Source organism: Shewanella sp. 6_MG-2023, from assembly GCF_030547195.1.
GTDB lineage: Bacteria > Pseudomonadota > Gammaproteobacteria > Enterobacterales > Shewanellaceae > Shewanella.
In genome coordinates this window covers 20,369-42,493 of record NZ_JAUOQU010000019.1, presented here as the reverse complement: position 1 = coordinate 42,493, position 22,125 = coordinate 20,369, and the positions used below count along the sequence as shown (strand labels likewise).

Genomic DNA, 22,125 nt, shown 5'->3' with positions numbered 1-22,125 from the left:
CGATTTTCAATCGGCACACTTTACTAAGACTCTTTATGACTAAAATTTCAAAGTTCGTATTCATGTTAATTAGCTTTTTGATGATGATGAACGTATTACTGGTGTTAAGTTTTAGCCAGGGTATCGATGCTATTCATACTGAAAATTTTCACCACAACGTAATTAAGATTGCACCTGCCAATGTCATAGATACTAATTCCAATTGGGAAAAGTGGCTGTTTTTAGAAAATGATATCGTGAAATCTGGGCAGCATTACTTTGCGGTACTGGCTCGGGATGACAATGAACTCACCGTAGTCAAGGTCACAGACGTGTTTGGCGCTATGATGATGTTCAGTAATGTGCCATTACTACTCATGTTTCTATTTGCCTGCTTTATCCCTTTTTATATCAAAGCCAGTTCTGATAAGAAGAACAGTGCATCACTTGAATTTATCAGTAATGAAACCGATAAATTGTTAGCGACCTTCAAAATAAAGCAGCCAAACAATCACACTAACAATACTCTGTCACACATTAGCGTGGCATTAAATGAGTTAAATAGGCATGTAAAACAACAAAATATTGATACCCAGTTAACTATATTTCAAGACAAGCTCACCGGTCTTGTCGATCGCCATGCCTACCTTGAACACTTAGAAAAACAGTTACAACGCGCCCAAAAAGATGGCACCAAACAAGCCTTACTATTCATAGACTTAGATGGATTTAAACAGGTTAATGACTCCTTTGGCCACAGCTTTGGCGATGAAGTGCTCATTCAAGTTGCCAATCGATTATCCACAGTGATCAGAAACCATGACCTTAGCTATATCGGCTCTGGGGTAAATTTAGAGCTAAATCTATCCCGCTTAGGCGGTGATGAATTCTCTATTTTTATTGATCACATTGACGATGACAACCGTGCAGTGGAAGTCGCTAAAAACGTGCTACAAGAAGTTGAACGAGATTTCGTACTTGGTAATAAAATCATAAAAATTGGTGCTAGCATTGGCATTGCTAGCTACCCTGACAGCGCATCAAACCCCAATACACTATTACAAATGGCCGATGTGGCCATGTACCGCGCCAAAGCCGATGGTCGCGGTATTTTTCGTGTCTATTCGCCAGAAATGGGTAATAAAATTCGCCGCTATCACTACCTACTCGAAGAAATGCGTTTAGCCATTGCCAGCCAAAATTTCAGCTTATCATTTCAACCGATTGTCAGCGTTGATGACTGCAGTATCGATTACTTCGAATGCTTAGTCCGTTGGAATCACCCTATTGAAGGCCCAATCACCCCAACTGAATTTATCCCAATCGCAGAAGACTCAAACTTGATCATTGAACTGGGTAACTGGATTTTATTTGAAGCCTGTCGCCAAATGTCAGCTTGGCACAATGCCGGCATGAATAAAGTCCGAATTTCAGTGAATATCTCAGGGGTGCAATTAAAGCATGTGCCGTTATACGACTGGATTATGGACACCTTAGCGAAAACAGGCTTACCAGCTAGAGCATTATTATTGGAAATAACAGAATCATGTTTAATCCATGCATCTGACACTATTATTAATGATTTACAAAAACTACGCCGCCAAGGGGTATTAATTGCCATCGATGATTTTGGCACTGGCTTTAGCTCCCTTTCAACATTGGCTAATTTACCCGTTGATGTGATCAAAATTGATAAGCTGTTTATTGACCAAGCTACTATTAACCCTAAATACGAAAAGATTTTAGATTCGATTAGTAACTTGGGGAAAACCCTTGATTTAAAAGTGGTTGCTGAAGGCGTTGAAGTGGCCTCTCAATTTGAATTAATCAAAAAACTGGGCATTCATTGTGTGCAAGGTTACCTCATCAGTCGACCTGAAACCTCATTCAATGTTGGTTCTAAAGTGATTAAAAACAACCTCAACCATATTGCATTAACGGGCACAGGTGTGTGTAATCCGATTATCAATAAAGATGAATAAACCTAACCGCAGCTAGCCTTAATAAAGGGCATGATAGCAGCATCTACCTTGCCCTTCATTTTTTGGGATACGTCAAATTGACCACACTCAGTGAATAGAATGGCTAATCGCTATTACTGATCATCAACTGACTTCTAAGCTGGCTTTTTAACTTGCTGTACGACCCAATTTAGGCATAAAAAAACCGATGCATACATCGGTTTTTGGGGCTTAAATAACATCTTTTATGTGATTGCTTAACTGCGATCACCTAATTGTTATCATCTATCGTTTAAATCATTGCAGAATTAGCCGATATCAGAGCCTATTAAGCGTGCGCGACTTTACGTTTACTGTGGGCAATAATCAGCCCTACTAAACATATAATCCCAACAGCGATACCCACTGGCTGGCTTAACTCTTGTGGTAAACCAAGGCCAACACCCGCAGTCATAATATAAGAGACTGTGATAGAAGTACCGACGATTGCAGGTAAACTCACAATCCAATGGAAAGTACCACGGTTAAATAAGTACTTAGTTGCCAACCACAGTACACTGGTTGAAAGTAACATGTTGGAGAAGGCAAAATAGCGCCAGATTAATGAGAAATCAATCTTAGTCATAAAGTATGCAATCACCAGAATTGGAATGGCTAATAGCAAACGGTTACGCATACTTTGCGGGATTTTAAACGCATCAATGATGGTCAAACGTAATGAACGGAACGCGGTATCCCCTGAGGTTATCGGGAAAATTGCTACAGCAATAATCGCCATAATACCACCAGCAACGCCAAGATAAGTGCTCGCAACTTGGTTCACTACAAGGCCAGGCCCACCCGCATCAAGAATACTCTTAAGCTCAACATATCCACCAGGGAAAGCCGCAATACCTGCTGTTGCCCATACGCAAGCAACAATACCTTCAGACATCATTGCGCCATAATAAACTGGGCGAACATATTTTTCATTGGTTAAACAGCGAGCCATAATAGGGGCTTGAGTAGAATGGAAACCACTAATGGCACCACAAGTTATGGTGACAAATAATAACGGCCATACTGGTAAACCATCAGGATTTGGCTCCAGTAAATCATTGTTGTAATGGCTATGGTCAAAATAAGCAAAAATATCTGCAACCTCGGGCAATTGCGGCGCACTGATAAGCAGTGCCACTGCAATTGATACTGTCATCACAATCATGAGTAGACCAAATAATGGGTACAATTTAGTGATAATTTTATCAATGGGTAACAGTGTCGCTAAGAAGTAATAGCCTAAAATAACCAATACCCAAAAGGTATTGTTAGCCAAGATGGTACCTTCAAATAACTCTAAGTTACTTAACAGTCCCGCAGGACTCATAATGAACACCACACCAACGAAGAACAATAACATCGCAGTGAATACCAACATCACCCCTTTAAAGTACACATTAAAATAGTGACCGGCGATTTCAGGTAAGCTTTTACCGTCTTCTTTGATGCTCATAACTCCAGAGAAGTAATCATGCACCGCGCCGCCAATAATATTACCCAATACAATCCACACTAAGGCGATTGGACCGTATAATGCCCCCAGGATAGGACCAAAGATTGGCCCGACACCAGCAACGTTTAAAAATTGAATAAGGTACGCTCTAACGGGATGAACTTTGACGTAATCAACCCCATCGTCAAAACGTGTTTGAGGTGTTTTTGCATTTGGGTCAATGCCCGCTTGGCGCTCAACAAAAGGGCTGTAGAATTTATAAGCGAGGACTAACATCGCAATACAAATAAAGAAAATTAGCATTTTTTATTATCCATACTTGGTAGGGTATTTGGTTAGCATAGAGTGTCAGGTAGTTACTAACATTGGTCAAGCTATCCAGAGTTATACCAAGGTCGGGGTTGCGTTACTCAAATCATTAAACTGTAGATATATTACCAACCAAAAGAAATAATCATTCGCGTGACATCAAATCGCCCCTATCAATAAAGCTTAAGCCACTAATAAAACAGCTATTTCAATAATTTAGTCAGTCTCTATGAAAACTGTATTTCAAAACTGTTGCTTAATTACTAATTAATAAACCTGCAAGCAAAAGCCATTTTTGTGATAGCCGTCCATACTTGGAAATTCAAAAGAACGTTCACATCTCAAAAAGTAGCAAGGTAGCTATTTATTAAAGAGCTTAGCAATTAAGCACTAAGCAGTTATAACCATACTCGCCGCAATGACGACGCCCCTACGTTATTTGCTGGGCGTTAAAGGAATATGTTGAGTAACCATTATTAGCTCAACACTAACTCTACGACCCCAAGTATCCTCTTAGCTCAAAGCTAGCTATTGATAAGCTCAGCTTTAATTAGCTTAAGTAAAAAGGTTTCACGTTCAATGGATAAACCTTTTTTAGCGCTATTGGCAATGGTATTAAGGTTGTGCTGAATCGCTTCATCAATATCAATCCATACAGGCTGCATGCCGTTGCTAATTTCGTGGGCTTCAAATCGGGTCTCACCCAGCTCACTATCTATCTCACAGCTAAAACAGTAGCTCAGCATGTTTATCACTTTATAGCCATCACGCTCCCAAGGGCGATACTCTTCATAAACCCCAAATGCGGTAATATTGCTAATAGATTTCGCACCGGTTTCTTCTTGTAACTCGCGGATCAACCCTTGCTCAATATCTTCATGGGCATCAACACCGCCACCTGGCAAGCTGTAATCGTGATAACGCTCGGTATATAACATCAAAATATTATTACCTTTTAATACAATTGCTCTAGCAGCAATTCGCGTCAGCATATGTGGTTGATTAGCAGCAACAAACTCGATAGGTGTGTCAGAGTGATGACAGGTTTTTAAGTGGCGCATAATATTCAATATGATGAAAAAGCGCATGATACGTGGCAAATAACTTGATTTCAATCTAAGAGGTTAGCGGCAACTACTGATTAATCGTTAATCATCGACTCGCATTCAAAACCTTGCCTCATTGAATCAAAGCGGCATTTAGACCCACATTGCCAAGGGGCATTCTGATAAGTGACAGACATATCTTGGGAGTAAATTTTGCATGAAGCATAATCATTAAAACCATCTTGCATCAAATAACTGGCTGACTCATAACCATTTTTATAAACAAATGATGTCCAAGTTTCGGGGCTATGGCTTTGGTGAGCCTTGGTAATATAGATCACCGCTGAAACCGTTGCTAACAGCAAGCTTAAAATGATGATAATTGATTGTTTATTAGCAATTGGGTTGCTGGACATAATTAGCCTAAAAAGCTGAAACTGAATTGTATAAACTAGTTATACACAAACTACGCGCAGATTAATATGCGCCCGTTAACTGCGGTTAAAACTCACCGCCCAAACAAGCTTTAAAGCATGGTGTTACTACTTCTAGCCGAATAACTTAACGCCCAACAATGCTTTGCTCAAACTTGCTAACAATTACAAGGTTGACATTTCCCCTTGGCTTAACAATATTGTTAGCTAATTTTTATCTAAAAAACGCTCTATAAATACTTTAATTACCAACAAGGAAGAAGATAATAATGAAAAAGTCCTTAATCGCCCTCGCCCTCGCCTCCAGTTTTTTAAGCGCATGCGGTACATCTGATGTCAAAGTCACTAATGAAGCAGCAGAAGTCACTGCCCAAGCCAAAGGCGCAGCTGAGCTTGGTAGCTTTGGGGTTGATTTAAGCGCCCGCAATGAAGCAGTTAAACCCGGTGATGACTTCTTTATGTATGCCAGTGGTACTTGGTATGACAACTTTGACATGCCAGCAGATAAAACTCGTTATGGCGCATTTACAGCATTAGCTGAGCGCAGTGAAACCCAAGTTAAAGAAATCATTGATGATATCACCAGCCGCAATGACTTAAATGCTGAAGAGCAACTTATCGCTGATTTTTATAATGCTTACATGGACACTAACACCATTAATAAGCTGGGTGTCAGCCCAATTCAAGCAACCCTTGATAGCATCAACAACATTAACAACACCGACGACTTAACCAAAGTCTTCGGTCAAACTTGGTTAACCGATGCTGCATCGCCAATTTATGGTGGCATGTGGTTTAATCGCATCAATCCAGATCAATATGAAATGTCTATTGGCGCAGGTGGTCTAGGTTTACCCGACCGTTCTTATTATCTAGAAGACAGTGAACGTTTCGTTAACATCCGCAAAGCCTATGTTGAGCACATTACAGCCATGCTGGCTTTCACTGGTATCAAAGATGGCAGCGCTCGCGCTGAAGCCATACTGGCATTAGAAACAAAAATTGCTGAAGGTCAATGGCCAAGAGAAAAGCGCCGTAACCGCGACCTGACCCTCAACCAAGTTAAACGTGCTGATTTAGCAGCGCAATACCCAGGCTTTAATTGGGATTTATTTATCGAACAAACGGGCTATCAAGTTCCACAATTAAATATCTCACAGCCTGAGCCAGTTAAAGCAATGATTGCCTTAATTAATCAGCAGCCACTTAATGTTTGGCAGGATTACCTTAAGTTCCACACCATCAGTAATAATGCAGAATTATTATCTGAAGACATCTACAACACCAGCTTTGCTTTTTACGGTAAAGAGTTAAGCGGGCAAGAAGAGCCTAAACCACGCTGGAAACGCGCAGTCGCTGAAATGTCGGGCACGCAATCATTAGGTTTTGCGATTGGTAAAGTGTATGTGGCACGTTATTTCCCTGAATCATCAAAACAGCAAATGGCGGAATTAGTTGAGAACTTACGTACTTCTCTCGGTCAACGTATTGATGGCCTAGATTGGATGGGTGCTGAAACTAAAGTCAATGCACACGCTAAACTTGCCGCATTTAAACCAAAGATTGGTTACCCAGATGTATGGCAACAGTTTGATGGTTTATCACTGACAAGCAAAGATTTAGTGGCGAACATCCACAACCTACGTCAATATTTTCATGCTGACAGCGTCGCTAAAGAGCTACAAAAAACCGACCGTAACCGTTGGGGCATGACGCCACAATTTGTCAATGCCTATTACAATAGTTCATTCAACGAGATTGTATTCCCAGCCGCAATTTTACAGCCACCATTCTTTGACCCTAACGCAGATGCCGCAGTGAACTACGGCGGCATTGGCGCCGTTATTGGCCACGAAATGGGCCATGGTTTTGATGACCAGGGCTCAAAATCGGACGCCAACGGTATTCAGCGTAATTGGTGGACCGACTCAGATAGAGCGGCATTTGATGCTAAAGCTGACCAGCTAGCAGCGCAATACAGTTTATATGAGCCAATCCCAGAAAACTTCGTTAATGGCCGTAATAGCCTTGGTGAAAATATCGGTGATGTTGGCGGCTTAGCCATGGCGTATAACGCTTATCAACTGAGTTTAAACGGCAAAGAAGCGCCGATTATTGATGGCCTTACAGGCGATCAACGCTTCTTTTTAGCATGGGCGCAAGTGTGGAAAGAAAAACGTACTGAGCAAAGTATGTTAAGTCAGCTTCGTGCAGGTACTCACGCGCCAGGGCGTTACCGCGCATTAGCGCCACGTAACCATGATGCATGGTACAAAGCCTTTGATGTTAAACCTGGTGACAAGCTGTACCTACCAGAAGATCAACGTGTGCGTATTTGGTAGTTAAGCAATAATCAGAGTTAATCAAACTTGATTAAAAACCCAAAATGCCAGTTCAATTGACTGGCATTTTTTATCTTTAAGTTATGTAATGAACCCACTTTAAAGTAACAGTCAATCCATATGATATTCGCAGCTGAACAATAACCAATGGTTATGAGCTTTATCATTGTTAATTTCGTATTAGTCCCAATATCTGATTTATACCCGCGCATATAACAACGCACGCTTTTAAAACACATGCTTTTAAAACAGAATAGTGACACAGATAAGGAAACATCATGAGCAACGAATATGTACCACCAAAAGTCTGGACCATGAATCAAGAAAACGGTGGTCAATGGGCAAGTATTAACCGACCAGACTCAGGCGCTCGTCACCAAAAAGAATTAGCTATTGGCAGCAACCCAATTCAGCTGCATTCATTAGCCACACCAAATGGCCAGAAAGTCACCATCATGCTAGAAGAGCTACTAGCCAAAGGGGTAAAAGAGGCAGAATACGATGCTTACTTGATTAATATTGGCGAAGGTGAGCAGTTCTCATCAGGCTTTGTTGATATCAATCCAAACTCTAAAATTCCAGCATTATCCGATAACTCAGGTGCTAAAGCAGTGCGAGTATTTGAGTCTGGCGCGATTTTAGTTTATTTAGCAGATAAGTTCGGTCACTTCATACCAAAAGACTTTGCTCTGCGCACAGAAACGCTAAATTGGTTATTTTGGCTTCAAGGAGCAGCGCCTTATCTAGGGGGCGGCTTTGGTCACTTTTATGCATATGCCCCAGAAAAATTTGAATACCCGATTAATCACTTCGCTATGGAAACCAAACGTCAACTTGATGTGCTTGATAAGCAATTAGCGAAACATGCCTTTATTGCCGGTGATGAATACACCATTGCCGATATGGCAATTTGGCCATGGTACGGCAGTTTGGTGCTGGGCCATCTTTATGATGCTGCAGAGTTTTTAGATGTCGCAAGCTATCCGAACTTAGTTCGTTGGGCCAATATTATTGCCCAGCGCCAAGCAGTAAAGCGTGGTCGTATCGTCAATCGCTCATGGGGCGAAGAATGGGAGCAACTGCCTAATCGCCACAGTGCAGCTGATATTGATGAGGTACTGAATAAACAACCGTAAATTAAGCGTCTTAAAACTCTTAATTCAGATAATAGCTATGCCATTTAAACAAAAAACCACGCTTAATCTAATTAGCGTGGTTTTTATTTAGCTCTGATTTATTCAGTTAGGTCAAAGGCCTTATAACTAAACATTGCGATACTTATTTATTAAAGCCAAATCATTAAAGCTCAACCTATAAACCTAAACCACTAAACTTTAATCGCTTTAAAGTGCTCTGAAGGTGTGACCAGCTCTTGCTGGGCTGCAATAGTTTGTAGCTCCCACTGGCGCTGATGGGCGGTCTCTTTTAACACGCCATAACAAGCATCTGTTGCATGTTCAAATGCCTCAACAGCAGATAAGCCTTGCACTAAACTTGCGGTAAATAACGCCGAAATTAAATCACCAACACCAACTGGCTGTTTTACGAACTCAAGTTGTGGACGCTGACTGATATAACAACCCTCTTGGGTTGCCAGCATCATGGTGAATGTCTCATCAGCGATGCTGTGTAAATGCTTAACCAACACAATATCAGGCCCTAAAGACAATGCTTTTTGGCAAGCTGCTTTAGCTTGCTCAAGATTGGTAATATCCATTTGAGTGAACTGACTCAGCTCAAATTGATTAGGTACAATCACATCAGCCAGAGGCATAACTTGTTTAATTAATTGCTCAGTAATACCATCAGCCAAAATACAGCCCTTTTCAGGGTCACCCATTACAGGATCACACACATAAATAGCCTGAGGATTGATCTCTTTAACCGTTTGAATGGTTTGGATCACTGCTTGGCACTGCTCAGCACTACCTTGGTAACCTGATAGCACCGCCTGACAATCTGCAAGCTTACCTATGTTACCAATACCCGCCACCAGCTCATTAATATCATCGGCAGAAAAAGCCCGCCCAGTCCAGCCCTGTTGGTACTGAGTATGATTTGAAAACTGCACTGTATGAATAGGCCAAACTTCTAAACCCATACGCTGCATAGGAAATACTGCTGAACTATTTCCTGCATGCCCGTAAACAACATGCGACTGGATCGAAATGACACCTTTCATAACACTCTCTTTTATTTATGTTTTAAGAATAATTAACTATCTACATTTAAAGAATATCAGTTAACGACAACCAATATAAACAACATCTAATGTAAGTCATAGACTAAAATAACGATATTAAAATGCTTCCCCGACAGAAAGATAAAGCGCATCATTATTATTGGATGAGCGAGCATAATCTAAGCGTAAATTGATTCGCTCTGCTGGTTGTAGCATAAAGCGCACGCCAATACCGTATGAAGGAATGATATCATCAGATTTATCCGCATGATTCACATCATCCAATTTACCTGCGCCAATAAAACCCACTAATCCCCAGCGCTTATGAAAACGCCAACGGGCTTCAGCTTCTGTTTCAATGGCACCTAAGGCCATATATTCAGTGGATGAAAAACCACGTAACCCTAAACGACAAGCTGCCCATAGCGGCACGTTACCCTCTTTCAAACAGCCTTTTAATTTATAAGCCACGGTTATCGACTCATGCACAGGAAAATAACCATCAAACTCTAATGAATAAGATTCAAAGTTGGTATCACTGCCAATGGCATCATCAAAAAAAGTGCCGTTGAGCTTAAAGTAATAACCATCATAAGGGTTAGTAGGCACATCACGAGAATCATAAATAATCCCAGCACCAAGTCCTGCGGAGACAATTTCATTTCGTAAATCGAAATCGATGGAGCTAATGTTAACATTAAAGTCTTGTTCAAAATCAATGAATACGCCATTAACTCCGACAAACCAATTACCACTAATGCGTCGCTCCAATTCAAGCAGTGCACCGTAGCCAGAAATATCCCAATCAACGTCGATAGGTAAACCAAGCAACTCGGTTGACACTAACGGCAGCTTTAAATCGGCATAGGCGACGCCACCTTTTAAATGCCAGTTATTATTATCCCAATAACTGGCATGACCAACGGCGGCCCCCCAACTATCGTTACTAGAGTAAAAGCCAGCAATACCTGTAACCGAAGGAGGCTGAACCGACTTTTGCTCGTCAGTTTGTGGATAAAAGTAGCCAACAAGGCCTGCTAAACCAGAATCAATAGTGGGGTTTGAAAACGGAATGGGTGCGGCAACAAAATTGCCTTTATTAACCGTTAAAGGGGCTTTATTTTCTTTTAGATTGGGCACGAGTGAACTTGGCTCGTTGGCCGCACTGTCATTTGCAGAGCCTTCTTTTACCGTGCTGTCATTGGCCGCAAAACTTATTGCTGGTGTCAATATCACCCCCAATAATCCCAACACGATAGTCTTTAGTTTGATAGCCTTCATGTTTAGTCCTTTAAGTCGTTACCCATCATTAAGCGCGTATATTCTGCACGCCACTTCAGCTTTCATCATATGATGTTTGATTTTAAACATAAAACTTTACATCAATATTAATATTAATATTAATATTGTGAAATATGTTCCATCGCTTGTTAATTAATCATAGCAAAGCGCAGGCATAAAAGCCGATAACACCTGAATGATGGCCAACGAGCCTAAAACCCAAAAAAAATGCCAATCAAAGGATTGGCATTTTCACCTCTCAATCATCAGTCAATATTTGACTGATTAACTGCGGTATTGATTAACTAGCTTGCTTGATACTCTGCATAGTAGCCATCAAGTACGACTCTTGTCGCACGACCAATTAACTCATAATCGTAGTGAGTTAGGTTAGCTAGTGATACACGCACTGAAGCATGAACAACATCAAATCCTTTACCTGGTAATAAAATTACCCCTGTTTTGTACGCTAACACAAAGAGGAAGTCTTGACCTTTATTGTTATCTTTAAACCACTTTACAAAGTCTTCGCCATAAAGTTTACCACCTAAAGCATCTAACTCTAGTAGGGTGTAGTAATCAACATGGTCTTCGTTTTCTTCAATTTCAACACCCATGTTTTTATACAATGTGATGTAACGTTCACGAATAATACGTTTACAGGCTGCTTTGTAATTATCTTCCAAGTCCATTAAACAACTTAATGAAAATAATGCCATTTGCACCTGTTGTGGTAATGCTAAACCTGCTGTGTGGTTTAGGGCTACAGCACGACTATCGGCAACGATACGGTCAATAAACTTAATGTCTCTTGGTTCAGGTGTCAGTGTTTTATAACGGTTATCTAACTGTAATTGATGCGTTTCTGGTAACGCACGCATTGCATCATCAAATACGTTTTCATAATGAATACCGATAGTACCTAAACGCCAGCCTGTTGCACCAAAGTATTTTGAGAATGAATACACACATAAGGTGTTGTATGGCAGTTTGGCAAATAGCGAAATAAAGTTGTCTGCAAATGTGCCATATACGTCATCAGTGATGATAAACAAATCTTTGCGCTGTGTGTTAACAAAGTCAGTTAAACGGTCTAACGTATCGTTTGAAAACTTAACCGATGCAGGATTGGCAGGGTTAACCACACACAATAGCTTAATACCGGTATCAGCTAATTTTTCAATTTCAGATTGGGGTAACTGCCATGTATTTTCGTCTAAGCGTAATTCAACAATTTCTAACTCATATTCAGCAAGCTCTGGAATCTCTAAATAAGGGGTAAAGATAGGCGTCACTAACGCCACTTTGTCGCCTTTTTTAAGTAAACCATTGTTGAACATTGTCGCAAAAGTATAAGTCATAGACGCAGTGCCACCTTCAGTAGCAAACAGGTCGAAGTCGGTTGTCATTGGCATTGGGCCATACATTTCTTCACCTATGTACTGCTTAACCACTTTTTCAATGTTGGTTAACATACGTGAAGGCACTGGGTAGTTACAGGCTAAAAACGCGTTTACAAATTCGTGTAAAAAAGCTTGCTTATCAATACCTAAACGGTCATTAGCATAGCTAATTGCTTTTTGTAAAAACTTAACGCCATCTCTGTTTAGGTTTTCTTTTGCGAAAGTGTCAAAACGTTCAACAACGCCAACACCATCCGGAATACCACCAAAACCTTCGTTTAAGTATGAGTAGCTGCGCTCTGATTCTTCGATAGCAAAATCGCCTAAACGTAAGAATGCTTTACGAGGTAAGGTGGCCAAGAAGTTGGGGTTACCGCGGCCCGCATCCAATAAAATACGATCTGGAACGGTTTTAGCCACTTCAATCAATTTATCTTTTAATTCAAATGGGCTTAAGTTGGCAAATTTAGTGAAATCGATTGTTGGTACAGTTTGAGTATTTGATGTAGTCATAATATTTTACCTATTTATCAATTTAAAAGGGTGAATTTGGGGTGATAGTCGATAAGAGGAGACGTCACTCTCATCGACTATCTAGGGTCATTATTGGGTTGAAATAATGCCGACAATGATTGGACCCCAAAGGGTGAGTAATACATTGGCAATGGCGTAAGTGACCGTGAAAGCAAATACCGGTGTTGCATTACCTGCTTTTTCAAGTAGAGCTGCAAAGCCTGGGTTAGCACTGCGACCACCTGCAACACAAGCGAGCGCTTCAATAGGGTTTTTAATCTTCAATACGTAGTAAGAGATAAAGAAAGAGATAATTTGTGGAATGATGGTTACCGCCACACCTAGGAACAATAAGGTTAAACCGTTTTCTTTAACCATATCGATTGCCTGAGGTCCAGCTTGTAAACCGACAACCCCAACAAATACCGCTAAACCAAAGTCACGTAAGAAGTTTGAAGCGCCCAGTGGCAGTGATCCCATATTTGGTTTACGACTACGTAACCAGCCCACAAATAAACCTGAAATCAAACAACCTGCACCTGAACCAATGGTCACTGGGATGCCAGCAATTTTAAAGTTAATCAGACCAATCAATAGGCCCGCAACCATACCTAAACCGAATAACACATAGTCAGTTGAGAACACTGAAACTAAACGTTTGCCAATGTTTTTCTCGATACGGTTGATATCTTTTGCAGAACCGGTTAACTGAATAATGTCATCTTTTTTGACAACAAAATCAGCGGTAATGTGTTGTGAATGACCACCACGAATAACATCAGTGACATAAATACCACGGTAAGTATCAAGGTTAGTTTCGGCTTTTATTTGCGCGAGAGACTTGCCGATTAATTGATTATCGTTCGCCACCAGCTGACGGTTCTCTTCAATCAGAACAGTGCCTTCAGGTAATGCCACTTCTTCACTGTGAGCGGATTCAACATGTCCAGCAATCGCTTGACGACGACCTGTTACCACTAATATATCGCCAGCTTGTAATCGCACTGATTTATCGATTTCAACGCTGTGTCCATCTCGTGAAATCATTTCAATGGCGACATCTAACAAATCAGCATTAACGGCTTGAATATCGCGACCTATCAATTTACTTTCAGGCGAAAGCTTATAGGCACGGGAGACTAAATCAGTCATGGCATTGAATTCACCAGGGGCTAATTCAGGTTTACCATCAGACATTTCGTCAGCTAACTTTAACGCTTCTTCACGGATATCCCATTTCATAAAGGTCGGAATTAACCATGACACCATTAATATAGGCCCTAATGAACCAAAGATATAAGTTACCGCGTAGCCCACAGCAACATTGGTCTGCATTAAACTTTTAGCTTCTTCAGTCACACCGCCTAGCTTGGCGATAGCATCACCTGCGGTGCCAATAATGGCTGATTGCGTTAAGCCACCGGCAGCAAGACCTGCTGCAGTACCACTGTCTAAGCTAAATAACTTAGCTGCCACTAATACCGTAATTAAACCGGTTACCGTCATCACGACAGCGGAAAGTAAAATGTTGATAGTTTTGAAGTTAAGCGCGCCAAAGAATTGAGGCCCACCTTGATAACCTACCGCATAAATAAATAATGCGAAGAAGATGGTTTTGACTCCAGGGTCTATTTGCACACCAAATTGGCCAATTAATACTCCCATCAACAAGGTACCTGCGACACCACCAAGAACAAAACGTCCTATGGTAATTTTGCCGATCAGATAACCAAGTGCCAGAGTAATAAACAACGCAATATAGGGCGAAATAGCAAAAAGATTTTGGATGATATTCATAATCATTGCTGCCTTACAGGTTAAGTTTACATATTAAGAATTAGGTGGAGCGAACTGACTGGCATATTTGCTAGAATTAACACTGCTGAATCCAGATTGAACCTTTCAATCCGACCGTTTGACCAGTGATACCTTGTGTCTTTCGCTTCCTTGGAAAACACCATAGGGATAAACATACAATCCGATTAATACATTTTGATGGTTCTAACCCTTCGTAAAAGACAAAATAAAGTCAAACCATCAAATACCAATAAAAACCCCTTGATAACTATAACCTTAAGCCATACTCACTTAGGGGTAGTTGATTTCTAAGATTGCTAGACTTATTAAAATAAATTAAAAAGCTAAAAAATAGACGAATTAGATAGGAAATGGCGAACTATGCCTTCGCGTTCAGAATTGAGCGCCAAGTAAAGTTAGCTTAACTCACCGACTAAATGATTATGAAGTATCAGCAAGCTTAGCGGTTTAGCGGTTTAGCGGTTTAGCGGTTTAGCGGAGGACTATCCAACAATATAATGGCTTTGATTGGGCTCTTTACCCATACCTCGACCACACAACATAAAACTCTGTTTTATATATTATTAACATAAATTTTAGGTACAAAAAAACCTAACCTCAAACACCATTTTAGCGTTATTGCCGCAACAGTATCGAAGATTAGGTTTTAGTTTGTCAGCCTTTTCAAGCAAAGACGCTAGGGCTGGCTCGGTAGTACCGCATATAACAGTATATAAATCACAATTTCATTAACTAACATTAGTCGTATTCGGTTATTAACTGCTTAATCTCTCGGCTAAAATCACTGCCGTATTTAGCATCTCGCATTCCATATTCAACAAACGCTTTCATATAACCAAGCTTATCACCACAATCATGGGATTTACCTGTCATATTAAAGGCTTCCACCGCATCAGATTTAATGAGCATATCAATGGCATCTGTTAATTGAATTTCATCACCAGCACCCGGTGGTGTTTTGGCTAACAAGTCCCAAATTTTTTCAGATAAAACATAACGACCAACAACGGCTAAATTAGATGGAGCTTTGCCGATATCAGGTTTCTCAACCATGTTATACACTTTGACTGACTCTCCAGCCATCACAGTTTCACCAGCGCAATCTGCAATGCCGTACTTATTCACTTGCTCATCAGGTACAGGGGCCACCATAATTTGACTGGCTTGGGACTCCTGATAACGCACCAGCATAGAAGCTAAGTTTTCAGTTCGCTGATCCGCTGAGTAGGCATCTAAAATGACATCGGGCAACACCACTGCAAATGGATTATTTCCAATACAGGGTTTTGCACATAATATCGCATGGCCTAAGCCCTTAGCCTCACCCTGACGCACATGCATAATGGTGACATTTTTAGGGCAAATAGACTGCACTTCATGTAATAACTGACGTTTAACCCGTTTTTCTAAGGTTGACTCTAACTCGTAAGATTTATCAAAGTGGTTTTCAATTGCATTTTTACTGGCATGAGTCACCAATACAATTTCTTTAATTCCCGCACTGACACATTCATCAACAATATATTGAATTAAGGGTTTATCAACAATGGGTAACATTTCTTTAGGTATGGCTTTGGTAGCTGGCAACATACGCGTGCCTAAACCTGCAACGGGAATGACAACTTTCATAAAATATCCTTATTTAACTAGCGCTAAATTGTATAGTAAAAGTAAAACTAAAATGATTTTCGAGCCTTTCGCTGAGGCTCAGAAGGTAAATAACGAACCGACCAACACAGGGTTATTATGGTTAAAAACAGTAACGTATTGGCTGGTGCTTGTAGATGGAAATCAACCGAGATATGCAAGAGCATATATACGATAGCCATAGCACAACCAAATGCGATACCCTTATAAAGCTTGTTATTGCGTAGATACATTGTTCGACAAGCAAGCCAAAACGAATACAACACCCAAGCGCCTAATATCACCGTCATAACAACACCATACTCAATTACAAATTGCACATATTCATTATGGGCATGATCATAAAAACCAGAGTAAAACTGGGGTTGGTATTGCGGAAAAACCGTATAAAAGCTGCCTCCTCCTGTACCTGTAAAAAGATTATCTTGAATGATAGGTAAGCTATCAATAACCACATTATCGCGGGTTTCTGAAGCAAAGCTGGTCTCAGCTAAGCGCTGCTTAACTTTTTCAATCCCAAAAATCGAACCAACAATAATCAAATCTAAAATAAAAATACTGATAACTAAGGGTTTAAACAATGTCGGCGGGCGGCGGTAAATAAATAATGCAATAACCGACATCAGGCCTAAAGCAGCAAAAAAGCCCGCATTGCCCATCCGCGAACGGCTCATTATTAGTCCTATAACCATCAACACGATTGCTAAACGTAAAATTAATTTTCGACTTAATAGTGTTGATATCATCCCGATAAGCATGGCGCGCTTATCTTGATCGTGCTTAGTGGTTTTAAGCTCTGATAACAGCCAACCAAACGCAATGCTTAAACATAAGGCTAAATAATTAGCAAAATGATTTTGATACACAAAGGATCCACGGGCCTTTTCGCCATCACTAAAACCTAAAATGGGCGAGGCATCTAACTGCAGTAGATTCAGAATCACCCCATAAAAAGCCTGCAAACACCCTGATAAGATAATTGCTATAAACAGCCACCTTAAGGTTTTAGAATGCTGACAATATTGGCTTAATAAGAAAATAAAAATTGAATAACACAGAGTCTTAAGGAGTTGTTGTTGAGTCTGGTAAGGGTCGACACTATCAATACCTGGAAGCCAATTAAGATACTGTAAAAATAAATATATCAATAACAGCCCTGGGGGGAGCAATAATTGCTTTTGCCACTGGTAGCGAAAAAATGCACTATCATGCTTCAGGCAATAGCCAAGATGTACTATCCCCAGTGATATTGTTGTAAATTCAAGGATCGCCAACGCCCAAATACGATTACTGCCTAAAGGGATTGGCATCCAAATAATCACCACACACAGAACCAATATCATAAAATGATCAAAGCGTCCGCTGAAAACCTTCGTTGGTTTGGCAAGAGTATCCATTAACGACACAGTTCCTTTTCAACCCAGTTTTTATCTTTGGGAGTAAACTCTGGGGTGATAAATTTAAAGTAGGTACATACTATTGGCGTCATGTCATATTGCGTGGCTAAGCGCTTCAAATCAGTGCGCACGTCCCAGCTAGCCATAGCTGAAATCCGCGCCGTTTCAAAAACGTTTTTCTTTTGTACTAGGGTTAACTGAGGCCAATATGCAAAACCGATGGCTAGAATTTGATGCAATACTTCAGGGGTATAAGGACCGTACAGTACAGCCTTATCTAATAAAGGCCATACTTGTGACACATCATGCTGAATGAAGGCTAAATTATATGCGTAATCACTATAAGCATTAGGCCATGTCGGCCTTTGGGAAATGGCATTGGTATATAACTGGTTAAATAGTGCGTTATTGGCAGCGGCAAAATTTGCATATACGCCCCACTCCATGACTTTTGCCAAGGTCAATAAATAGTGAGGGTTTTTACTATCAAGGTTATAAGCATTATCAGCGGCCAATAATGCCGCTGAGTATTGAAGCTGGGTAGGAGGGTTATTTTTCTGCCAATGATCAATATAGAATCGGGATTTAAAATGATACGCACTGGCCATGCCTTTTTGCACAATAACCGGCAATATCGCCGCTAGCAAAAGGAGTAAAAATACATATATCAGCCTTTGCCTTGACCAAGTGAAGTTTTTTATCATTTTAAACTTCAACATTTTATGTCATCACCTTATGATTATTGAAATAGCGAATTAGAAATAGTTCTGGGCATCTCTGTCGTTAATGCAAAAGCGTACTCTTCATCAACTAAGCTACTAACCAATTGCTTTGCTTGGGCAATTTTAGGTGGGCGACGTTTTAAGGAATGGCAATCTGAAGCGATGATGGAATAAAAACGCTCTTTTAAAAATTGCTCACTCAATTGCTGCGGCGCCGAGCCAAAATCGCCAATTAGCGACGCTGCTGTTAACTGAAATAAACAGCCAGCTTGGACAAAGGGCTTAATTCTATGGGGGTGGTTTTGCAGCTCTCTATTACGTTCAGGGTGAGCAATCATCGGTAATACATTTTTACTCAATAACCAGCTAATTAACCTATCTGTTCCCGCTGGGATATGGCTACTGGGTAACTCTAATAGTAGGACATCTTTTTGCTGATAATGACCAATAAAAGGCAATTTATGTTGCTCAACAAACAAGACGATTTCTGGTGAAATCCGCACTTCCGCTGCCGCGCGCAATTCAATAGCAATGTTAGAGCTAACTAGGGCTTGTGAAAGCGCCTTATAAGCTGCAGATATTGAGTTGATATCATTGTCATATATGCCTAGATGGATATGCGGGGTTGCCACCATGCGGGTTACCCCTTGCTCCTGTGCCAAAGCCATTAAACTCAGTGCTTCATCAACGGATTTAGCTCCATCGTCGATATTGGCTAATACATGGCAATGTAAATCAATCATACTTTTATATTGTCCAAGTCAGAAAACGGCTTAGGCTTATCTTTGGCGGCATAATCTGCAAACTGCACAGGTTTATCTTTAGGAGTCTGATCTGCGCCGTAAGCTTTATAGTAGCCATAGTCACCTTGGTAATGCTGTGCATCTTTCGTATTAAACTGGTTTAGAACGACACCAAAGACTTTACTTCTCGCTTGATTTAATTTTGCTAAGCTTAATTTAATCACTTCATTACGGGTATGATCGGCTTTTACCACTAATACCGTTGCATCACATAACGAAGTAATAATCAATGCGTCACTGACGGCATGTATTGGAGGTGTATCAATAATGATTTTAGTGTATTGGGTTTTAAGTAAGGTTAACAATTTAGGAAACTGGCTAGAAGACAGAAGCTCCTGCGGGTTAAGTGGCACGGCTCCTGCGGGCATAAAGTCAACGTTCGGTTTAACATCGGCAACGATACAGTGAGGGAGACTTTCGGTACCAGATAAGAAATTTGCAAGCCCTGGTTGGTAAGAAGGCAAGCCAAAACGCTCACCCATACTTGATTTACGTAAATCCGCATCGATTATCAGCACTTTTTCCATAGTAGAAAATGCAAAGCCTAAGTTCATTGACACGCTGGTTTTACCTTCATTAGGCGTCGACGATGTGACCTCAATCGTGGAGAAATCTGTCCCCATCGCCATTAAAGACATCGAGGTTCTAATTGTCCGCACAGCTTCAGCATGTAAAGGCTGGTTACTGTCATAAAAGGCGAAATTAATCTCTTTATAGCTGGCTCTTTTCTTGGCTTTAGGTATATAACCAAGTGCCCGTTGCGATAATATTTTTTCTACATCATCGCTATTTTTGATGGTGTCATTTAATCCATCAAGCACTAACACCATGACCACCCCAAAGCCTAAGCTGGCAAAAAAGGTCAATATTACAATCAGCTTTTTATTGGGTTTAGTAGGATAGATTGGCACAATCGCTCTGTCAGTAAAGCGGGCGATAGGCGAGTCAAAACTGCCGGTCACTTCGGTTTCTTTTTGACGAGCAAGAAAGCTATCAAACAATTGTTGATTAGTATCAACTTCACGCAGCATGCGACGGAAATCAGTATCTATAGTGCTCAGGTTTTGAAAAGAGCCTTTTGATTTATTAAACTGCGCTTCTAACCCCTTCAGCTTACGTCCTGCTGTTTGCGCTTCTTCTTCAATACCTCTCACTAATCTTGCTATTTGGCTATGTAAATTACTCTGTACTGATTTAAGCTCAGCTTTTGCCGCGATCATTTTTGGATGCTTTGGCCCATAAATTTGCTCAAGCTCAGAAACTTTTCTTTCAACAATCACCACTTCACGCTTAACATTTTGAATCGAGGGATGGGAGGTTACTTCAGGTAAGCTTTCTAAACGGCTGATATCAGTAGCACCGTAGCGCCTGACCACGGTAATAAAACTCTCTGCCTGCGCTTTGCGTGAGCGTGCCATGGCAATTTCATCACTTAATCGTTCGAGCTCTTTAGCATCTAACGCTGTGACCCCTTCAACATCAACCAGACCATTCGCCCGCTTAAAAGATTCTAAGCGTGTTTCAGATTCATCTAGCTTTAATCTTAGCTCTTCTAGCCTTCCACCTAACCAAGTATTGGCCTTTTGTGTCATGCCAACCTTTGCTTCCAATTGACTTAAAATATAGGTATCTCCCACCACATTAGCCACTAATGCGGCCAAGGCGGGATCTGAGCTTTCATAACGAATATGGACCAATTGCGTTTTTCTAACCGGTGAAATACTGATATCTTCGGCAAAGGTATCGATTAATTGTTGCTTAACAATTTCTTGGTCAACATTTTCTGTAGCACTCCCTTCAGGCAATAAGTCATCAGGTAGGTACTCTTCGGGAATATATTCTTTTGGAATAAAATCGAGTAAATAGGCTAGTTGACTAAGCAAACTTGGTTCTGAGACAAATGCAGGGTGATTTATTAAATCTAATTCGTTAAATACTCGCTCTGCAATTGAGCGTGATTTTATAATTTCAAATTGAGTTAAATAATATTCTTGCTGCCCTGAATTAATACCATAAACTTCATCTATTTTAATAGCATTAGCCTGTTCTGATTCGATCAATAAGGTAGACTTTGCACTGTATATTGGCGTCATTTTCAATACGACAAAAATAACCAAAGCAGTAATCAACATCGCAAAGGTTAATATGCGCCATTTAAAACGCATAACAGGTTTTATTAGCTTTTTGAAATCAATTAGCTGATCCATTTGAATTTGAGGCAATGGGTTGGCTCGCCTTTCCTGCTGAGTCATTTAAAAGAACCTCTGTTCAATGGTAATAGTATCACCAGCAAAAATCTTACTGTTAATGTTGCCACGCTTGGAGTTTACCTTTGCGCCTTCTCGGGAAATATTGATTTTGTCTTCTGAAGCCCGCTCAGTCAGCCCACCGGCTAGTGCGATGGCTTGGTTAACTGTCATTCCTGGCTGATATGGATAGCCACCCGGTTTTTTAACCTCGCCGTGAATATAAAAAGGTCGATATTCCACCATTCCGACATAGACACTAGGCTCAACAAAATAATCCCCTTTAAGACCCTTATAAACAATTTGCTCCACTTGTTTTATGGTCAAACCGTTAAGTTTAATTGGGCCTAAAAAAGGAAAATTAATGGTGCCACTATTGGTGAGTTGAGTTTCCAAGGTTAAGGCGTCCTCACCATACACTTGAATAATAATGGTATCACCAGCCCCTAATAGGTAACTATCATCAGACTCGACCGCCTCTGCAGTCGATGTCAGCATCATGGATACAAGAGCTAAAACTAGACTTAAAAATAGAAATCTCATGATTGCA

Annotated in this window: 16 protein-coding genes; 3 read left to right on the top strand and 13 right to left on the bottom strand. The window is 40.6% G+C overall.

The genetic code is table 11. The annotated features are described in order from the left end of the window. Positions 1–35 precede the first annotated feature (35 nt). Entirely contained in the window at positions 36–1,961 is a 1,926-nt protein-coding gene (locus Q4533_RS12295; protein ID WP_241901124.1) for a bifunctional diguanylate cyclase/phosphodiesterase, read from the top strand. Between the two features lie 307 nt (positions 1,962–2,268). Here the strand turns inward: Q4533_RS12295 and Q4533_RS12290 are convergent, their stop codons facing one another. The 3 genes from Q4533_RS12290 to Q4533_RS12280 form a co-directional block, all read right to left on the bottom strand. Next, positions 2,269–3,735 carry a carbon starvation protein A gene (locus tag Q4533_RS12290; protein WP_102439041.1) on the bottom strand — a complete coding sequence of 489 codons (1,467 nt, stop codon included), beginning with the start codon at positions 3,733–3,735 and terminating at the stop codon, positions 2,269–2,271. Between the two features lie 530 nt (positions 3,736–4,265). Continuing rightward, positions 4,266–4,802, bottom strand: coding sequence for an NUDIX hydrolase (locus Q4533_RS12285; protein ID WP_303502833.1), 537 nt, complete (start codon positions 4,800–4,802; stop codon positions 4,266–4,268). Positions 4,803–4,882: 80 nt separating this feature from the next. Then, complete coding sequence (locus Q4533_RS12280) at positions 4,883–5,203, bottom strand: hypothetical protein (protein ID WP_102520806.1); 321 nt, start codon at positions 5,201–5,203, stop codon at positions 4,883–4,885. Positions 5,204–5,490: 287 nt separating this feature from the next. On the opposite strand from Q4533_RS12280, the gene Q4533_RS12275 reads away from it, so the two are divergent. After that, complete coding sequence (locus Q4533_RS12275) at positions 5,491–7,563, top strand: M13 family metallopeptidase (RefSeq protein WP_102439045.1); 2,073 nt, start codon at positions 5,491–5,493, stop codon at positions 7,561–7,563. A gap of 278 nt (positions 7,564–7,841) precedes the next feature. Then, positions 7,842–8,699 (top strand): glutathione-dependent disulfide-bond oxidoreductase, encoded by an 858-nt coding sequence (yghU, locus tag Q4533_RS12270; protein WP_303502832.1) that lies wholly within the window; start codon positions 7,842–7,844, stop codon positions 8,697–8,699. 191 nt (positions 8,700–8,890) lie between these two features. Here yghU and pdxY read toward each other — a convergent pair whose 3' ends face one another. From pdxY to Q4533_RS12220, 10 genes are all read right to left on the bottom strand, one after another. Continuing rightward, complete coding sequence (gene pdxY / locus Q4533_RS12265; RefSeq protein ID WP_102439051.1) at positions 8,891–9,745, bottom strand: pyridoxal kinase PdxY; 855 nt, start codon at positions 9,743–9,745, stop codon at positions 8,891–8,893. Between the two features lie 117 nt (positions 9,746–9,862). After that, the gene (locus Q4533_RS12260; protein WP_303502831.1) at positions 9,863–11,026 is read right to left on the bottom strand and encodes a BamA/TamA family outer membrane protein; all 1,164 of its coding nucleotides are present in this window, start codon (positions 11,024–11,026) and stop codon (positions 9,863–9,865) included. Positions 11,027–11,331: 305 nt separating this feature from the next. Beyond that, positions 11,332–12,942, bottom strand: a complete 1,611-nt coding sequence (locus Q4533_RS12255) for a bifunctional aspartate transaminase/aspartate 4-decarboxylase (RefSeq protein WP_303502830.1) — start codon at positions 12,940–12,942, stop codon at positions 11,332–11,334. 90 nt (positions 12,943–13,032) lie between these two features. Continuing rightward, complete coding sequence (gene aspT / locus Q4533_RS12250; protein ID WP_303502829.1) at positions 13,033–14,739, bottom strand: aspartate-alanine antiporter; 1,707 nt, start codon at positions 14,737–14,739, stop codon at positions 13,033–13,035. A 759-nt stretch (positions 14,740–15,498) separates the two neighbouring features. Continuing rightward, positions 15,499–16,389, bottom strand: coding sequence for a UTP--glucose-1-phosphate uridylyltransferase GalU (galU, locus tag Q4533_RS12245; protein WP_303502828.1), 891 nt, complete (start codon positions 16,387–16,389; stop codon positions 15,499–15,501). 47 nt (positions 16,390–16,436) lie between these two features. Continuing rightward, positions 16,437–17,804: an O-antigen ligase gene (locus tag Q4533_RS12240; protein ID WP_303502827.1), complete on the bottom strand. Its 1,368-nt coding sequence runs from the start codon at positions 17,802–17,804 to the stop codon at positions 16,437–16,439. Then, positions 17,804–18,523: a hypothetical protein gene (locus Q4533_RS12235; protein WP_102439063.1), complete on the bottom strand. Its 720-nt coding sequence runs from the start codon at positions 18,521–18,523 to the stop codon at positions 17,804–17,806. Before Q4533_RS12235 ends, Q4533_RS12240 begins: the two co-directional genes overlap by 1 nt. Positions 18,524–18,543: 20 nt before the next feature. Then, on the bottom strand, positions 18,544–19,269 hold the full coding sequence (locus tag Q4533_RS12230) for a tyrosine-protein phosphatase (RefSeq protein ID WP_102439065.1): 726 nt from the start codon (positions 19,267–19,269) through the stop codon (positions 18,544–18,546). Continuing rightward, entirely contained in the window at positions 19,266–21,581 is a 2,316-nt protein-coding gene (locus Q4533_RS12225; protein ID WP_303410609.1) for a polysaccharide biosynthesis tyrosine autokinase, read from the bottom strand. Before Q4533_RS12225 ends, Q4533_RS12230 begins: the two co-directional genes overlap by 4 nt. Next, positions 21,582–22,118, bottom strand: coding sequence for a polysaccharide biosynthesis/export family protein (locus Q4533_RS12220; protein WP_102477065.1), 537 nt, complete (start codon positions 22,116–22,118; stop codon positions 21,582–21,584). Positions 22,119–22,125: the final 7 nt, after the last annotated feature.